Source organism: uncultured Dysgonomonas sp., from assembly GCF_900079725.1.
GTDB lineage: Bacteria > Bacteroidota > Bacteroidia > Bacteroidales > Dysgonomonadaceae > Dysgonomonas.
In genome coordinates, this window is record NZ_LT599032.1 from 4,528,684 (window position 1) to 4,545,761 (window position 17,078).

General features: G+C 38.1%; 11 protein-coding genes. 7 read left to right on the forward strand and 4 right to left on the reverse strand.

The window, feature by feature from the left end; all coding sequences use genetic code 11:
* Positions 1-114: 114 nt before the first annotated feature.
* Both scpA and mutA read right to left on the reverse strand, forming a co-directional pair.
* Positions 115-2,262, reverse strand: a complete 2,148-nt coding sequence (gene scpA, locus QZL88_RS18660; RefSeq protein WP_296943841.1) for a methylmalonyl-CoA mutase — start codon at positions 2,260-2,262, stop codon at positions 115-117.
* Between the two features lie 23 nt (positions 2,263-2,285).
* The gene (gene mutA, locus QZL88_RS18665; protein ID WP_296943845.1) at positions 2,286-4,172 is read right to left on the reverse strand and encodes a methylmalonyl-CoA mutase small subunit; all 1,887 of its coding nucleotides are present in this window, start codon (positions 4,170-4,172) and stop codon (positions 2,286-2,288) included.
* A gap of 1,222 nt (positions 4,173-5,394) precedes the next feature.
* Here mutA and QZL88_RS18670 point away from each other — a divergent pair.
* From QZL88_RS18670 to QZL88_RS18680, 3 genes are read left to right on the forward strand one after another with little or no spacing between them, the layout of a single operon-like run.
* The gene (locus QZL88_RS18670) at positions 5,395-6,084 is read left to right on the forward strand and encodes a hypothetical protein (RefSeq protein WP_296943848.1); all 690 of its coding nucleotides are present in this window, start codon (positions 5,395-5,397) and stop codon (positions 6,082-6,084) included.
* A gap of 31 nt (positions 6,085-6,115) precedes the next feature.
* The gene (locus QZL88_RS18675; protein WP_296943850.1) at positions 6,116-6,661 is read left to right on the forward strand and encodes a hypothetical protein; all 546 of its coding nucleotides are present in this window, start codon (positions 6,116-6,118) and stop codon (positions 6,659-6,661) included.
* Positions 6,658-9,567 (forward strand): hypothetical protein, encoded by a 2,910-nt coding sequence (locus QZL88_RS18680; protein WP_296943853.1) that lies wholly within the window; start codon positions 6,658-6,660, stop codon positions 9,565-9,567. Before QZL88_RS18675 ends, QZL88_RS18680 begins: the two co-directional genes overlap by 4 nt.
* Positions 9,568-9,658: 91 nt before the next feature.
* Here QZL88_RS18680 and QZL88_RS18685 read toward each other — a convergent pair whose 3' ends face one another.
* Complete coding sequence (locus QZL88_RS18685) at positions 9,659-9,883, reverse strand: winged helix-turn-helix domain-containing protein (protein ID WP_296943854.1); 225 nt, start codon at positions 9,881-9,883, stop codon at positions 9,659-9,661.
* Between the two features lie 444 nt (positions 9,884-10,327).
* On the opposite strand from QZL88_RS18685, the gene QZL88_RS18690 reads away from it, so the two are divergent.
* Both QZL88_RS18690 and QZL88_RS18695 read left to right on the forward strand, forming a co-directional pair.
* On the forward strand, positions 10,328-11,497 hold the full coding sequence (locus QZL88_RS18690) for a terminase large subunit (RefSeq protein ID WP_296943856.1): 1,170 nt from the start codon (positions 10,328-10,330) through the stop codon (positions 11,495-11,497).
* A 153-nt stretch (positions 11,498-11,650) separates the two neighbouring features.
* Positions 11,651-14,323 carry a hypothetical protein gene (locus QZL88_RS18695; protein WP_296943858.1) on the forward strand — a complete coding sequence of 891 codons (2,673 nt, stop codon included), beginning with the start codon at positions 11,651-11,653 and terminating at the stop codon, positions 14,321-14,323.
* Positions 14,324-14,377: 54 nt separating this feature from the next.
* On the opposite strand, the gene QZL88_RS18700 is transcribed toward QZL88_RS18695, so the two are convergent.
* On the reverse strand, positions 14,378-14,812 hold the full coding sequence (locus QZL88_RS18700; RefSeq protein WP_296943860.1) for a hypothetical protein: 435 nt from the start codon (positions 14,810-14,812) through the stop codon (positions 14,378-14,380).
* Between the two features lie 486 nt (positions 14,813-15,298).
* Here QZL88_RS18700 and QZL88_RS18705 point away from each other — a divergent pair, with 486 nt between their 5' ends.
* Both QZL88_RS18705 and QZL88_RS18710 read left to right on the forward strand, forming a co-directional pair.
* Complete coding sequence (locus QZL88_RS18705; protein ID WP_296943863.1) at positions 15,299-16,264, forward strand: hypothetical protein; 966 nt, start codon at positions 15,299-15,301, stop codon at positions 16,262-16,264.
* 75 nt (positions 16,265-16,339) lie between these two features.
* Entirely contained in the window at positions 16,340-16,813 is a 474-nt protein-coding gene (locus QZL88_RS18710) for a hypothetical protein (protein ID WP_296943866.1), read from the forward strand.
* Positions 16,814-17,078 lie beyond the last annotated feature (265 nt).

Genomic DNA, 17,078 nt, shown 5'->3' on the forward strand with positions numbered 1-17,078 from the left:
ACAAAAATACCTCTTTCTTTTTCTTATTATCAGTTCTAATACAAAAAGTTATAAACAAAAAACTCCCGCTCAAATATGAGCAGGAGTTTTTGATACTATCTTTTCCGACTGGAATTACTCAGCCAGCAATATCTCCATTATCTGCACAGCAGCCTTAGTTACCGAAGTACCAGGGCCAAAGATGGCAGCAACACCCGATTTGTATAAAAAGTCATAATCTTGAGCTGGTATTACACCACCTGCAATGACGATGATATCCTCACGGCCAAGTTTTTTCAACTCAGCTATAACCTGAGGCACAAGTGTTTTGTGACCGGCAGCAAGAGAAGAAACTCCAAGTACGTTCACGTCGTTTTCCACAGCCTGACGGGCAGCTTCTTCCGGAGTCTGGAACAATGGCCCCATATCCACATCGAATCCACAGTCGGCATAACCTGTTGCTACAACTTTAGCACCACGGTCGTGTCCGTCCTGTCCCATCTTGGCAACCATAATACGAGGTTGACGACCTTCTTTCTTAGAAAACTCTTCCACAAGCTTCTGAGCTTCGTGGAAAGTAGGGTCTTTTTTACTTTCTGATGAATACACGCCTGAAATTGTTCTGATTATTGCTTTATAGCGGCCTACCACTTCTTCACAAGCATCGGATATTTCTCCCAATGTTGCACGAAGACGAGCAGCTTCAACTGCAAGTTCCAATAGGTTGCCTTTCTTTGTTTTTACACATTCAGTGATTGCAGCAAGAGCTTTCTTAACCGCTTCATTGTCTCGTTTCGCTTTCAGATCGTTCAAACGCTCGATTTGCTGACGGCGAACCTCTGTATTGTCCACATCAAGAATATCGATTGGGTCTTCTTTCTCCAAACGGTATTTATTGATACCGATGATAGTCTGGCTACCTGAGTCGATTCTTGCCTGAGTACGGGCTGCAGCTTCTTCGATACGCATTTTAGGAAGGCCTGTTTCGATAGCTTTAGCCATACCTCCAAGTTTTTGTACTTCCTGAATCAGATCCCAAGCTTTGTGTACAAGTTCGTTAGTAAGTGTTTCCACATAATAAGAACCAGCCCAAGGGTCGATTTCCTTAGTGATATATGTTTCTTCCTGAATATATATCTGAGTATTACGCGCGATACGTGCAGAGAAGTCAGTTGGTAATGCAATGGCTTCATCCAGCGCATTGGTATGTAATGACTGAGTGTGACCAAGAGCAGAAGCCATAGCCTCGATACATGTACGGCCTACGTTGTTGAAAGGGTCTTGTTCTGTCAGCGACCATCCCGATGTTTGGGAGTGGGTACGAAGTGCAAGTGATTTCGGGTTCTTAGCACCGAAGCTCTTCACTATTTTTGCCCACAACAGACGTCCGGCACGCATCTTAGCTATTTCCATGAAGTGATTCATTCCGATAGCCCAGAAGAATGATAAACGTGGAGCAAATGCGTCTACATCGATACCTGCTTCGATACCTGCTTTCAGGTATTCCATACCGTCGGCCAGTGTATAAGCCAACTCGATATCTGCTGTTGCCCCGGCTTCCTGCATGTGGTAACCCGAGATTGAGATTGAGTTGAACTTAGGCATCTTCTGTGATGTATATTCGAAGATATCAGCAATGATTTTCATTGAGAATTCAGGTGGATAGATATATGTATTACGCACCATAAATTCTTTTAGGATATCATTCTGGATTGTTCCGGCCATTTCTTCCAGTTTAGCGCCTTGTTCAAGACCTGCATTGATATAGAATGCAAGTACAGGAAGCACGGCACCGTTCATTGTCATCGAAACGGACATCTGGTTCAATGGAATACCATCGAACAGTACTTTCATATCTTCTACCGAACAGATAGATACACCGGCTTTACCCACGTCACCAACTACACGAGGGTGGTCGGCATCGTATCCACGGTGAGTAGCAAGGTCAAATGCTACGGACAGACCTTTCTGGCCTGATGCAAGGTTACGACGGTAAAATGCATTCGATTCGGCAGCAGTAGAGAATCCTGCGTACTGACGGATTGTCCAGGGACGCATAGCGTACATACCGGAGTATGGTCCACGTAGGAATGGAGGAAGTCCCGAAGCATAGTTGAGATGCTCCATGCCTTCAAGGTCTTCTTTTGTATAAACAGGCTTAACCGGGATTAACTCAGGAGTCATCCAGTTAGCTTCTATACCATTATCTGCAGCCCATTTTGTAGCATCTGTAGCTGCAAAACCTGCTTTGTTAATGTTTATATCTTTAAAATTTGGTTTCATTTTTTTTAATTTTAGCTACTTACTTAATTGATTCCCAGTTTAGCATTGAACATTCTTAGTGTTTCAAGGACGTTGCTCTTCACGTTAACGAAGTGTTCTATTCCCTGAGCTTTCAGTTCATCCATGCAAGCAGGAGCTCCTGCTACTACGAAATGCTCTTTACCTGCAATTAGCTTATGAGCTTCAGGTGCAAGTGTTGCATATTCGTCATCACTGGAACAAAGTACGATAATGTCGGCTTTCTTTTCGCGAGCGGCTTTTACTCCGGCTTCAACAGTTTCGAAACCTAAGTTGTCAATTACCTTGTAACCGGCACAAGCGAAGAAGTTACTGGAGAACTGAGCACGTGCAAGGCGCATACCCAGATTACCGATAGTAAGCATAAACACAGTAGGTGCGCCATGTTTTTCGGTAGCTAAACGCATACTTTCAAAAGCAGTTGCCAGACGATCGGTAGGCAATGCCAGATATGGAGCGTCTTTAGAGCAACCGCAGTCGTGGCTTTCTTTTTCCACAATTTTGCTCTCTGCTTTTTCTGTGAAATTAGGGAACTGGTTGGTTCCCAATAGTATCTCACGACGGGTAGCCAAACCTTTGAAGCGAGCATCGGCTGATGCTTTCACCGCAGTTTGTACTGTTCCGGCCTTCAATGCTTCATAGAATCCTTTTTCGTCTGTTTCAAGGAATAGTTTCCAAGCCTGTTCTGCGATAGACTTAGTAAGGTTTTCTATATAATATGAACCTGAAGACGGATCAGTGATTTTATCAAAGTGGCATTCTTCTTTCAATAATAACTGTTGATTGCGGGCAATTCTTTCAGAGAAATCATCCGATGTTTTATATGTTTCATCGAATGGACGTACTGTGAGTGAATTAACCCCTGCAATAGTCGCAGACATAGCTTCTGTTTGCGTACGAAGCAGGTTTACATGCGCATCATATACTGTCTTGTTGAAAGTAGATGTTTGTGCATGTGCATATATTTTTGCAGCACAGCGACAAGTACCATCTTCCGCTTTGTTAGGGCAGTCATGGTTGCATATAGGTTTGTAAGCATCAACTATTTCTGCCCACAACCAGCGTGCAGCACGGAATTTTGCTATTTCCATGAAATAGTTTCCTCCGATACCGAAGTTGAATTTAATCTTCTTCGCTACTAATGTAGCATCCAAGCCAGCCTCAACAAGAGCGCTTAAGATTTGGTTACCATTAGCCAATGCATATCCGAGTTCCTGATAGATGTATGCACCACCATCATTTGTAGCATGTGCATTTACGGCTAATACACGGAAACGAGGGAGTGAGGCAGCAACTTTTACTATTTCAGCAGCTTTTTCGACCCATCCTTCAGCATCACGACCTTTTTTCAAAAGTGGTTTGAATGGATCGTAATTTACCGAACCAAAACATTTCAGTAGATCTGCGCCCGATTCTTTGTAGTATTCTACAAGAATTTTAGTCAATTCGAGCGATTTACGATAACATGTACTGAAATTAAGTTCTACAGCTTCGGGTAAGATGTCTTTCAAAAGAGTCTTGATGTTTTCAGCACTTACATCATCCCCATCGATAGAGAAGCCTAGTGATGTAATACCTTTGTTTAATACGTCAAGAGCTTTTGCATTGGCAGCCTTGAAATCATTAACGCAGATATCCTGACGTGTATACCAGTCATTGTCTTTCTTGGTACCACGTACATATGGAAACTCACCCGGAAGAGAATCGGTTGTTTCCAAGCCTACTGTATTCTCACTTCTGTAGAACGGGTTTACGTTGAACCCTTCATTTGTTCTCCAAACAAGTTTTTTCTCAAAGTCGGCCCCTTTCAGGTCAGCCGTAATCTTAGCCATCCACTCTTCGGTAGATACCGGTGGAAAGTCTGAGAAAAGCTTTTCTTTTTGATTAGCCATGATTAATTTTTATTGTTTAAATGTATATAGGTTTTATTGTAATCGTGTTGATTCTTAGTTGATTATATGTTGCTTATCTATGTTCGTATAAATAATATTTATATGTGCTTACATTCAAATAGTTATACTTTTTAAAAATGCAGTACAAAAGTAAAGTATTTTGTTTGGTTAGTAAAGTTTTAAAGGCTAAAAAATCTAACGAGCAATGTATAAATTGGTGTAATTGGTTAAAAGAGGTGTTAAAGTGTCAATGCTAGATTAGATTGGCTTCGTTTCAGGATGCAATAAATGAGAAAGTTAAACGAGTATGTAGTGAACTTTATTATAGAATAATCAAAGAAATGTGATACTAATAGATTGCTTTGGGAAAAATATGATCTTGTCCTGATTTAAATACTTTAGCCTGTATGAGAATGTCATAAAAAGTTTTATTTATGCAGTGTTGGATATTTATCGTTGTCTTTTTTTTATGATTGGTAAAAAGTGTGTCATATTTTGTATATACCATTGGGCTTTGTGATATTAGTGCTGCCAATAATATTTTGCTTATGACACAAATGTATACATTAGTTTTGCTATAGAGCACATATCTTTGCTAAGAGATAAATAAGATAAATAGACAAATTCATTTTACGACCCTTTGGGTATGTTCAAACTTCATTTAGCACACATTAGCTTTATAAATAAACTCAGTTTATTTAGTATTTTTTCTTCTAATAATTTGGGAGTTACACCTATTTTATTAGAGAGAGAGAGAGAGAGAGAGAGAGAGAGAGAGAGAGAGAGAGAGAGAGAGAGAGAGAGAGAGAGAGAGAGATGAAACACGCATATCTTTAAACTTCCTCAATTCATTTTATATTACTTACCAATTATTACAATCTGGCAGGTATTATACGTCTTCTTATGCGCATTTATCCCGTCTCAATATAACCAACAAAATTTATATTTACAAATCCGTCCTACTTTTAATGACAAGTTTTTATTTTTCAAAAATATATCAATTAATCCGGTGTGGAAAGAGATTTTTTGTAGATGCATTTTATAGCATTTACTATCAATGGTCTATGTCTTTAAATATATTGTCTTCGCTGCATTCCACGTTGCTTGTGAAAGTAGCTGGTGCAAGGTCTTTACCACTTGATATTCTTACTGCACCGGGTTTTTTTACAAATAAATATTTATAAGAGATACATTAGATACTATATCGTAAACATAACACAAAATGAAACAAATAACTATTTTTATGAAGAAAGGTACAACTTTAAACAGACTGCTATTACTGTGTCTAGTAATATGTTTTTGCCAAATTACACAAGCTCAGGTTACAATTGGTTCGGGAGAAATACCTAATGCAGACGCTTTATTGGATCTTACAGAAACCAGCACAGGAACATCCAGTAAGGGACTTTTATTGCCTCGTGTATCGCTGTCCTCAACAGCATTGGCTAGCCCATTATCTGCTCATGTGGCTGGTATGACTGTTTATAATACTGCTACAGCTGGCGATGTGACCCCCGGCCATTATTATAATGACGGAAATAAATGGGTAAAACTCTTTCCGGAAGTATCATCCGTGACACCTAAGTTTTTTTATATGCCTTCGATTGTCCTGCCTACAGATACGGCAGATCCCTCTTATAACTCAGGAACACAGGAATTCACTGTTAATTTGCATGAACTTTATATAGAGCAGTTTGGACTGACAAAGTCGACATCCTCTGTCAAAGGCGTAGGAGCAACTACTTTGCCTGTATTGACGAGCGATGCTTTGGAATACTTCATTACCTATTATGATAATACGGTTTTTCAAAATGTTACATTGAGCAATGTCGGAGTTTTGAAATATAAATTGTTCACACAATTTACTTATTCCGAAAAAACGTTTATGAACATTGTTTTTAAAGTTAAATGACAACTGTTTGTAATAATAAAGATTAGTAATTATGAGAATATTTTATATCGCAATATTTTGTTTGTGTACAATTTCTGCATATACACAAACCACTGTGGCTAAGAATGCTAAGCAGGAAACAAACGGAAGCTATTCTTTCCGTAGTGCCGCAATAAGTGTTCGCAACCATGAAACAAAAGCAGAGGTGTTTACCCGTGCTTTTAATGATACTGTTTCCCTGAGGGATATGAATGGATTATCATACCCTGTTCAGCCTGTATTTTTGTCGGCATATATACAATCGGGACAATTGACTGCTTGCACTTTATGGAACAATCTTAAAGAATATAATGTAATAGATGAGGGCAGATTGCTATTGCCAGCCAAAGAATCTGACGGAGATGTGAATGGGAAGCCCGAAGAAGATATATTCTCGATGTCATATTCTTTGTCTCCCCAGTACACTTTGACTATAGAAGGTAATACTGCCACATTTATTTTCCCTGAAATATATGGTAATAGTCGGTATAATTTCACACTGGAGGGTACATTCACTATTATTTTAGTTAGAGACGAACCTTATAAAGACACATTATGACGAAACAAACTATTTATATATTCTCCTGTTTGTGTATAAGTTTACTCTTATCTCTGCAAACCGGAGCACAGACTTGCAATACTAATTTCACAGTAAGCACCCAGATCAAGAATTCCACATGTCTGTCCAATGGAGAAATTACGGTGACATTAGGAGGAGATCTTACCAATATATTTAATGTACAATACGGACTAAGTTCCGAAGGGGGATTCTCTATCAATCCCCAAAGTGACAATGTATTAAGGAATATACCTCCTGGCACATATGAATTGACAGTACGGGCTTTCTGTACAGTAGACAGCGAATACAGTACCGTTAAGAGTATTTCCAATCTGGTTGTCGGAGGTACTTATAAGGTGCCGGAAGTATCACTGAACTCTGATGTTTCCCGAAAATCATATCAGGAATGTAATACCGGTATTATAGCCCTGAATGTTACTAATGGTAGCGGGACTTTTACATTTACTGTTACCTCTGCGCCGGCAGGTGTAACAACGCCTTTGGTCGTTACCCCGACAAAGAGTGGAAATGTTTACACTTTTCCTAATCAAAACTATCCAGCAGGGGATTATACCGTACAGGTAAGTGACGGATGTTATACATCGGTTAGGGATTTTACGCTGGGAGCTATTTCCGGATTTCCTGCTTTTACCAACCAAACTCAGACTTCTTTTCGTCCGGATCTAGATAATACTCAAGGTTCATGTGGTTATGTAAAATGGACTGCATCTTCAACTGAAGTTTCTACCAACCCGGACTATAAAAGATATTACAACGATGCGATGTATGAAATAGGTGCTGCTCCTGCCGGACAGACACCAACTTCCTGGACGAACTGGAACAGTACCAATGCCGGAGGAACATTATTAAATATATCTCCTAATACTATAGCTAATTTTTATGCATCAAACAGTCTTGCAATTTATATACGTTTGAAAGGTTGTGATGACGTTATCAAGAGTTTTACTACTAATATAAAAAAACCAACCTATTTTACTTCTACTATGCGTGATCGCAATTGCGATAATTATACATATACCGTGAGAGCATGGACTGATTATGATGGCTTGTTTTGTTATCCATTAAATTTTGTAGTGAAAAAAACAACAGGGGGAGACGTAGTTTATAGTAATCCCAACTGGTTATATAATGTCAACTCTAATGACATAATGACTTTGGAATACGATACTCAGTATACTGTAACATGTACAGACCAGAATGGTACCGTAGTTACTAGTTCCATTTCTGCTTTAACCCGAAATATTACATTTACCACCAATAGGCTTAATTGCGACAATTATCAGTTGGCTTATTATTTGCCAAGCGGAACCCATAAATGTATACCAGTCGAGGTGACTATTACCGACCCTAATAATGCAGTAGTGTGTACGCAGACTCTGACCAATACTACAACTACTTATTCCTGTCCTTTGGAATATGGCAAGACGTATACATTCACCGCAGTATATGCCGATGGTTTCACTTATACTACAACCCGTAATGTAGCATCCACATTACCGACAACCTATACCTTGACCACATCTAGCTCGTATGACGATAAATGTTCCGTTGATAGAGGCGGCCTATATATATCGGCAAATGCGAGTTGGCCGATAGGAACAACTTTGACTGTAACGGGACCTGCAGGATATGTTTCCCAAACGGTAACAACAACATCAACTTCTTCCTCTTATTATATGGGTACAACTAATTTACCTCCGGGTGTTTATACCCTTACAGCTAATCACGGTTGTGGAAATCCTGTTATTGCGACCCTCAATAACCCGGGTATATATAGCTACAAAGATCTTGGTTATAATGAGCAATTGACTTGTTCCGGAATGAAGATAACTCCGACCGGTAGTATAACATATAAAGGCAATCCAACCACTACGTATTACCGCTTGACCAGTGGTCCTACCGGATATGATAAGACTGTAATTGCCCCGGGAGGATCTTTTACTTTCTCCGGACCGGGAACGTATGTGTTAGGTATATTGACAGACAATAGTTCTACGGCTTGTGTCATTGGCAGTACTACAATTGTATATACAGCTCCTCCTTTAGACCTCGATCCTAATGCCACTTCAGCATATGTCTGTGTAGGAGGTACAACCGGTAATATTTCGGTAAAAGCTATGAACGGAGTTGCACCATATACATATCAGTTGTGGAATGCAGATAATACAGTGAAAATACCGGGTGTCACAGATATTACGACCAGCGGTATTGCTCATTTCACCTATGGACTTGCAGATGAAACTTATACTGTTCGTATCAGCGACCAGTGTGGAAATGCATTTAAGCAGGAGATAACTATATCTAATCTTGAAACGGCAAAAATAGTATATGCGAGTACTAACCCTGTTTGTACTGGTGGTACAATACAACTCAAATGTATAACTCTGGGAAATACTGATTATTTTTGGACAGGACCCGCCGGGTTTACATCCGATGTACAAAATCCGACTATAAGTAATGTACAGACTACTATGACGGGCTGGTACAAAGTATCGGTTACACCGGAGTTTTGTGGTACAGCAAAACTTGATAGTGTATATGTTACAGTAACGCCTCCTTTGGTGCCGACTCCGAATACAGAAAACCAGACGGTAGAGGTATGTGTACGTGAGCAAACAACCTTAACGGCAGATGTGACAGGTGGGGATGGTTTTTATACTTACCAATGGCAGTCAAGTACCAACGGTACATCGTGGTCTAATATCGCGGGGGCGACGAGTTCTTCTTATGTGCCTACTGTTCAGATAAGATCGGGGACGTATTATTATAGGCGAATGACCTCGGATACTACCTGCGGTACAACTTACAATTTGGTGACCTTAAATGTAAAGGCCTGTTATATCCTTGTGAATCCGAATATCAGGGCAAGGGCGGCGAAAAAGTAATGAATATATGCCTCTATGATAAAGAGGAAAGAGGAGTGCTTTTGTAAAAGCACTCCTCTTTTGTTATTTATCGACAGGGTACAACGTACTATTAATAATAATTTTCAGGATATACAGCACTAAGTTCAATATATATAGATCCGTTTCTGTCACTGATGTGAACCTTGTTTTCCCTGGATAGCCATCCGATAGCAAGGAGTATCAACGAATCTTTGTAATGAGTATAATCTCCGATTTGTCTTACAGAAAGACTACCTTTTGTGGACAGGAGACGCCAGATGTTGCCGGCGTTTGCTCCAATAGCATTATCCGTCATAGCTATAATTTTTAAATGGTTAAAAAAGAAATCGAAAAAGCTCTATATTGAAATAGAGTAGTGAGTAATATTCCGGACAACAATCCGTCACAGGGCCTTTTAATACAAATTTAAGAATTTATCCACTACCGGTTAATCGGCATTCTGGACATGCGCATTTCTTCTAACGCTAAAGTTAAGAACAATTTTCAATAATTCAAATAAAGCTAATTGAATTTTATAGATAATTTATTGAATTTTATGCCATTCCATATTTTTTAGTACAGTGAATAGCGATAAATGGAACTATTTTGTCATATACCGTTATTAAATTCCAAAAACTTTATCTATAAGTAAAAACCAATTTTGCTTATATGAAAACGAGCATGAATCACAATTCACCAAAGTACATGATAATTTTGCCATGCGAGTTTCCATACATTCATTAAAAATAAAATTACCCGTATGAAAACGACTTCCGTATTTAAGCGTAACCTTCAGGGAATAAATGAAAGGAACCGCTATATCGTAAACAAAGGCTCTACCCGCTCGTCGAAGACTTACAGTATCCTGCAATTGCTACATGCGATAGCTTCGCATTCCGAAGTGCCGAGGGTTATCTCGGTGGTTTCCGAATCTATGCCTCATCTGAAAAGAGGATGTATCCGTGATTTTATGGATATGCTTCAGCGGGAAGGTATGTGGGAACAGAAAAACTGGAATGCTACTGATAAAATTTACCGTGTGAATAATTCGATAATCGAATTTTTTTCTGCTGATAATCCCGGAAAGGTACATGGTCCTTCTCGCAATATCCTTTACATCAACGAGTGTATCAATATTGACTATGAGGTATACCGCCAACTGGCAATTCGTACGACTGAATATATAATTCTCGACTGCAATCCTTGTTTCGAGTTCTGGCTCGATGAAAAAGTGTTGGTCATGCCCGAAGCCAAGCTGATACATTCTACTTACCGCGACAACGAGTTCCTGTCGGGTGCTCAGGTCAGGGAAATAGAATCGAACCGCGGCGACGAAGACTGGTGGCAGGTCTACGGTGAAGGGTTGACGGGTACGAGACAGGGCGTGATTGTCCGCAACTGGGACATTGTGCAGGCTATGCCCGAAGTGTATAAAAAGCGTTGGCTGGGTATTGATTTCGGTTTCACCAATGATCCTACGGCGATAGTGGATATACGCCTTGCGAACGGAGAGCTCTGGATAGATGAACTATTGTATGCCAAAGGCTACGATAACCTGATGATTGCCGAATCTATGCGCGTATCGGGTATCCCCCGCGATACACCCGTTATTGCCGATAGTGCCGAGCCTAAAAGCATCAAGGAGATAAGTGCGAAAGGCTGGAAAGTGGAAGCAGCACAAAAGGGGAAAGACAGTATCAATTCGGGTATTTCCGTCCTGAACAGGTACAGGAAGCATGTATCTGCCCGAAGTGCGAATATCATTAACGAATACCGCAACTATTGCTGGAAAACAGACGAATTCGGCAATGTGACGAATACACCTATAGACAAGTATAACCATTCTATCGATGCTCAGCGTTATGTATGCCTGAATAAGCTATGGGAGAAGGGTGGGGAATTGAGTTATTCGGTGATAAGGGGGAAATAGTTTTAATGTGCCAATGTGATAATGTGCCGATGTGCCAATAGAATTCACAAATAAGATGATTTTCAAATTATTCCATTGGCATATTAAATAGTCGACATATTAAAGAATTGGCACATTGGCTCATTAATTTATTAGCACATTAAATAAAACATTATGGCAAGTTTAGAACTTTACATCAACAATCAATTATGTGAGATAGAAGATCCGGAGAATTTCTCGGTTTATCTCAAGCGTCAATTACTGAATCCGGCGGAACTGAGCACAAAAGACGCACAACGCTCATACGACATCAGCCTACCCGCCACAGCAACCAACAACGCCATCTTCGGTTATACGAACACAGAGGAGGTGAAAGGCAAATTCTCGCAATTGTACAATGCACAGTTGCTGGTGAATGGGATAAAGATTTTCGACGGAAAGTTTAAGGTCAGTGAGATAGGAAAGGATTATTATAAGGGTAATCTGGGTATTCCGGCAGCGAAGACGGTGAAGGATATTTTCGGGGAGATGAAGATGAATCAGGCGGGGAAGTGGCTGATACCATTTAAAGGAACAGAGGATATCACCAATTATAATACAGGGCAGTATGATGAAAATCTATTTAAGGAGGGAGCGCCTTGCATATTTCCTCTTGTGTTATATGGCTTATTTCCCAGAGATGAAAATATTGATAAGTCTCCAGACAGGCTTCAGTTTGATAAAAATGTAAAACTAACCAAAGATGATATTCCGCCATCTGTCAACTGTCTGCAAATGCTAAAACGTATATTCGCCAATGCAAACTACAAGCTGACAGGAACAGCTATGAATGATGAACGACTAAAGAATTTATATGTAAGCTATAAAAATAAGGAAGATTATAAGATGCCTTGGAGTGTGTCTCCAATGAGTATAAAGGGGCAGTGGAACAATTATATTTCAAGTGCAAGTGACCTAGATTGGGACATTCATGGTGAGTTTCCATTAAATGAAAGTCTATTCACAGCAAAAGTAAATCTTTTTGGTTGTTACAATATCTCTATATTAGAATATATGGACGAAGAAGGTAATATAAACGTTATAAAACCCGAAAATAGCAATTCTAAAAGAACAAATGTAAAATTCAAGATTCCACGCAATGGCTTATATAAAGTAGAATTTGATGCTACACTAACTATGGGAAATGGATATTTCAGAGATACTAACAGTTGGTTAGGTATAAATAGTGGTTCTTTATTTGATGGAAAATATGAATTAAAACTTGTACGAAATTATATGTCTGATGATGATTATAAATATGATAAATTTGATAATGTATTTTATAAGGATAATATAGAGCAAGAACGAGGTAAAGGCAATTCTACTGATTTTATTTTTCCTCAAGGAGAGAACGTAAACTTTATCGACCCAAAACAAAATCCTAAATTTATCTGTGGTTTTTCGTGGGGGAAATATGATAAAGATGCTATGGCCGATTATTATAATCCTTATAATCTTAATGGAATTCGCGCCAATTCAATGGCTATTAGTGGGGGAGAATCCTGGGAAAAAGAAACTAGAAATCGTTTTTATTCAGCAGCTAAAAGCCCAGGATATAGAAATGCAAATGGAACTGTCTCAAGATTTAAGGTAGATATAGATAATATACCATATCCTAAAATGGAATATTTTCCTTCAAGTTCTGATCTTACTACAGATAAGGCAACAGGAAAGATATCACAAATAATATGGCTTGAAGAAGGGGATAGTCTCTCTATTGTAGATTTATCACATGCGTACAAAAGTAGCTACGATGGCCGACCAGTCTTTATATGGCCTAACCATTACATTGATTTTTCACTTTCTGTAACTCCGTTTCAGGAAAGTTGGCAATGGCTTACCATAGATGAATCAGGTGCAAGTGATCCGGGCAAGTCAATAATGGATTGGAATGCCAATTCAACTATTTCTGAAAACGAAATAGACCTGATGAAATACCTGCCTGCTGATGTAAAAGTGAATGACTGGGTAGATAACTTTTGTAAAGCATTTAACTTGAAAATGATAAATGCTGGAGACAATAATTTTGAATTGAACGTGAAGCCAAATGAGATAGTCCGAAATACCCTAAATGTAATAGACCTAGACAAGCGGGCTAATGTTAGGCAAGGAGCAAATGAATCGTTAAAACTGCCCAATACCTACGAACTCGGATTTACGGTAGAAACCAGTGAGGAAGGTTATTATGATTCTATTACGGAATATGTAGTAAATGAATTCGGTTATCTTACAGATGAAAAAGTGCTTACAGCAGGAGATAACGGTGGTGGAAGACATTCTACCGGCAGTTATGAAACTACAATAATAAATCAAATATCTAATTTTTCATATAACTGGTTTAAGGAAATAAAAAATGAAGAAAGTAAAACAATATTATTATTACCCGTTATCACAAACAAAGAAGTATGGGAAAGGGGATATAATTATTATGAGATGGCAAACAAGAATTATACTAACCTCGCTCAACGTTTTTGGTTTCAATCAGGTTCATTTGTCACCGATACGTTGGAAAGTAAAGGCAGTGTAGCACTGGCCACTGTATCGGAAAAGTATGATGGTGAGAAGAAACTAATATTGAACTATAAAGATGAACCGGAATCTATTGCACATAACTATTTCCTTCTGATGACAAATAATGAAAATAATTATACTGTAGCTAATTGTCATCTTACCCCATCTGAATATGCCAATATAGATAAATGCTTAGTAAAGCTTAACGGAGACCTATATAATGTCGCTGAAGTAGATGGATATGACCCTTTAGAGAAGAAACAATGCAAATTGAAACTTATAAGGGTAATATATTAAAAAAGAAAAAAGGAGTATAAAAATACTCCTTTACCTTTATTCTATTTTTACAATTTATTTATTAAATCTTGTATATCCTCTCCATTTTTGCTCATCCCCTTCTTTGAATACTAATTTAATTGATAATACGTTATTTTCAATTTTATATAGTTGAGTCATGAAGCCTTCCGGTCCATATCTAAATGCTTTATTATTTATCTCATATTTTCCTAAGTGCATTGCAGTTTCGTAGTTGCCATTTGGTTTAAGTGTCAGGCTGTACATCATCCTATCACTTGAAAATCTTAAGATATCTGATGCATCATCAATATTTTTCCAATCCCCCTCTATCGGATTATATTTTCCCTGATATTTTTCATAATGCGAGTCATTGGGGTCGTTCCAATCCCCGCCCCAAACAAAATTTTCTGGGTTATCATCATCCCCACCGCAAGCAGCAAAGCCCACACATAAACTGCAAATAAATATGAAGTACAGGAATTTTTTCATCGCCTTTTGGGTTATAGTTTTGTTAAAAACAAAGATAGGGGAAATAATTAAGATTTAACAATTAAAAATGAAGAATTAGAGAATATGGTTGCTTTATTTTATCTATACATTGAAAGAAATACATCTTTCTTTGAAGAGGATAGGCGATATAAGAAACTGAAAAAATGACAGATGAAATAAAAGTGTAAAAAGTGTCAATTTTGTCAAGTTTTGGAATTACGGGGTGTTGCTACGAATGAGTATGCAACCTGTAACATTTGTTCCTTTTACTGAGTGGTAAATCCTAGTATATCAGTTATGCTTTAGTGAATAAAAGTGTTACTTTATTCTAAAATTGGTTCGGTAAAAGAACATTTTATTAGTTATTTTTTGCACTGTGGTTAACAGTTGCTATATTCATAAACTTTTAAATACATGATTAACACTAAATCGAATCTGGACTTAAATGTTTAGATCTTAAGACAACAAACGGAATTGCACCAGATCATGAAAAAAAATACAATACACGACAATTTACTCGAGGCAATTAAGAATAAGGTTCCACAGGGTACTAATATAGCAAAATTGTTAATGGATATTTTGCTTATCGGCAAGGAAGCCGTGTATCGCCGTTTGCGGGGAGAAGTGCCATTTACGATGGAAGAATCTGCTATGATATCCAAAGTTTTAGGTATATCCTTAGATATTGTGGTAAATGAGAATACACCAAAGAGCCGGTCATTTCAACTGAAGCTGACTGATTTTGTTAATCCGGCAGAAGAGGATTATGGGCAGATGGAGGAATTCTTAGGAGTCTTAAATGCATCGCGTAACCACCCTTATACAGAAGTAGGCTCGGCAGCCAATGCATTTCCTCAGGCACTTTTCTTGAGATATAAGTCTTTGTCTAAGTTTTATATGTTTAAGTGGCTGTATCAGTGGGATGGGGTAGGAGATGTGAAGTCGTTGGATGATATAAAAATATCGCAGCGTCAGGAGGATATACAAAAACGTTATCTGGAGGAATCTATGTGTATATCACATACTTATTATGTGTGGGATAATCTTATATTTCACTATCTGGTGAATGAAATTAAATATTTTGCTAACATTCGTTTTATTACGCATGAAGATGTGTTGGCTATAAAAGAAGATTTACATTGTTTTGTGAATGATCTGGAATCATTGGCAACAAAAGGAAGGTATGAAACCGGGAATAAAATCCAGTTTTATTTGTCCGGTATCAATTTTGAGTCTACATACAGCTATCTACATACCGAGGATATTAATCTCAGTCATATAAAACTTTTTACCCTTAGCGCTGTAGTATCACTGGATATAAAGACTTTCGAGAAGGTCAAAAACTGGGTTCAGTCGGTTAAGAGGTTGTCAACTCTTATTTCGGAGAGTGGCGAAATGCAGCGTGTACAGTTCTTTAAAAAGCAGCGGACATTGATTAACTCACTTGTATAATATTGAAAGGGTGCACCTGATTACTAAACGAAAATTTGTAACTTGCATCTCTAAATTTCAAATCAACACATAAGTATGGGACTATTTGATTTCTTCAGAAAGAAAAAACAAGTGATAGAAGTGACAGATGAAGATCGCAGACAGTTTGCTGAGGATATGCAGGCAAATGCAAATGCTCTGGTGGGTCAATTTAAGAATGTTGCTCAACTCGATTTTAGTGTGGATAGCCTTCAGTTACTCGATGAGATAATGGAAGAGAATACTCCGTTTTATAAACAGGGTAATGATGAGACGAAGCGAATAATGATAATAAAGATAGGTGCTTATATATTTGAAGTTGCCCGTCAGAATTTCGGGGGCCAGTATTATTGGTACGATAAACTGGATCAGCCTGTATTAGTTACCGGACAGCCCGAATTTGAGATGTCATTGCTTGCATATGAGAAAGTGAAAGGTCGTTTCGAGAATGGCCCTGAAGACAATATTCCGTTTTTCTTTGCCGGATATGTTGAGGGAGTGAAGAACAGAAAGAACGCTATGATAGTGTAGGATTTTGACAAGTGTATAAATATAACTCTTATTCACAGGTTATGAGTATTTTAACTTAAGATAAAAACACAAATACCTACTTAGATTTACTATGAAAATCCTCTTAAAAAGAAACTGAAATTATCTTGTTTTTCTTCTGTTTTTTCTCACTTTAGAGAGAATAATTTGATTTTCGAAATTATTTTGTTGTTTATTAGTATGTTATGTTGATTACCGATACTCGTGGATTCGTTAACATTGTACTAATTGAAATCTTTCTATTTTT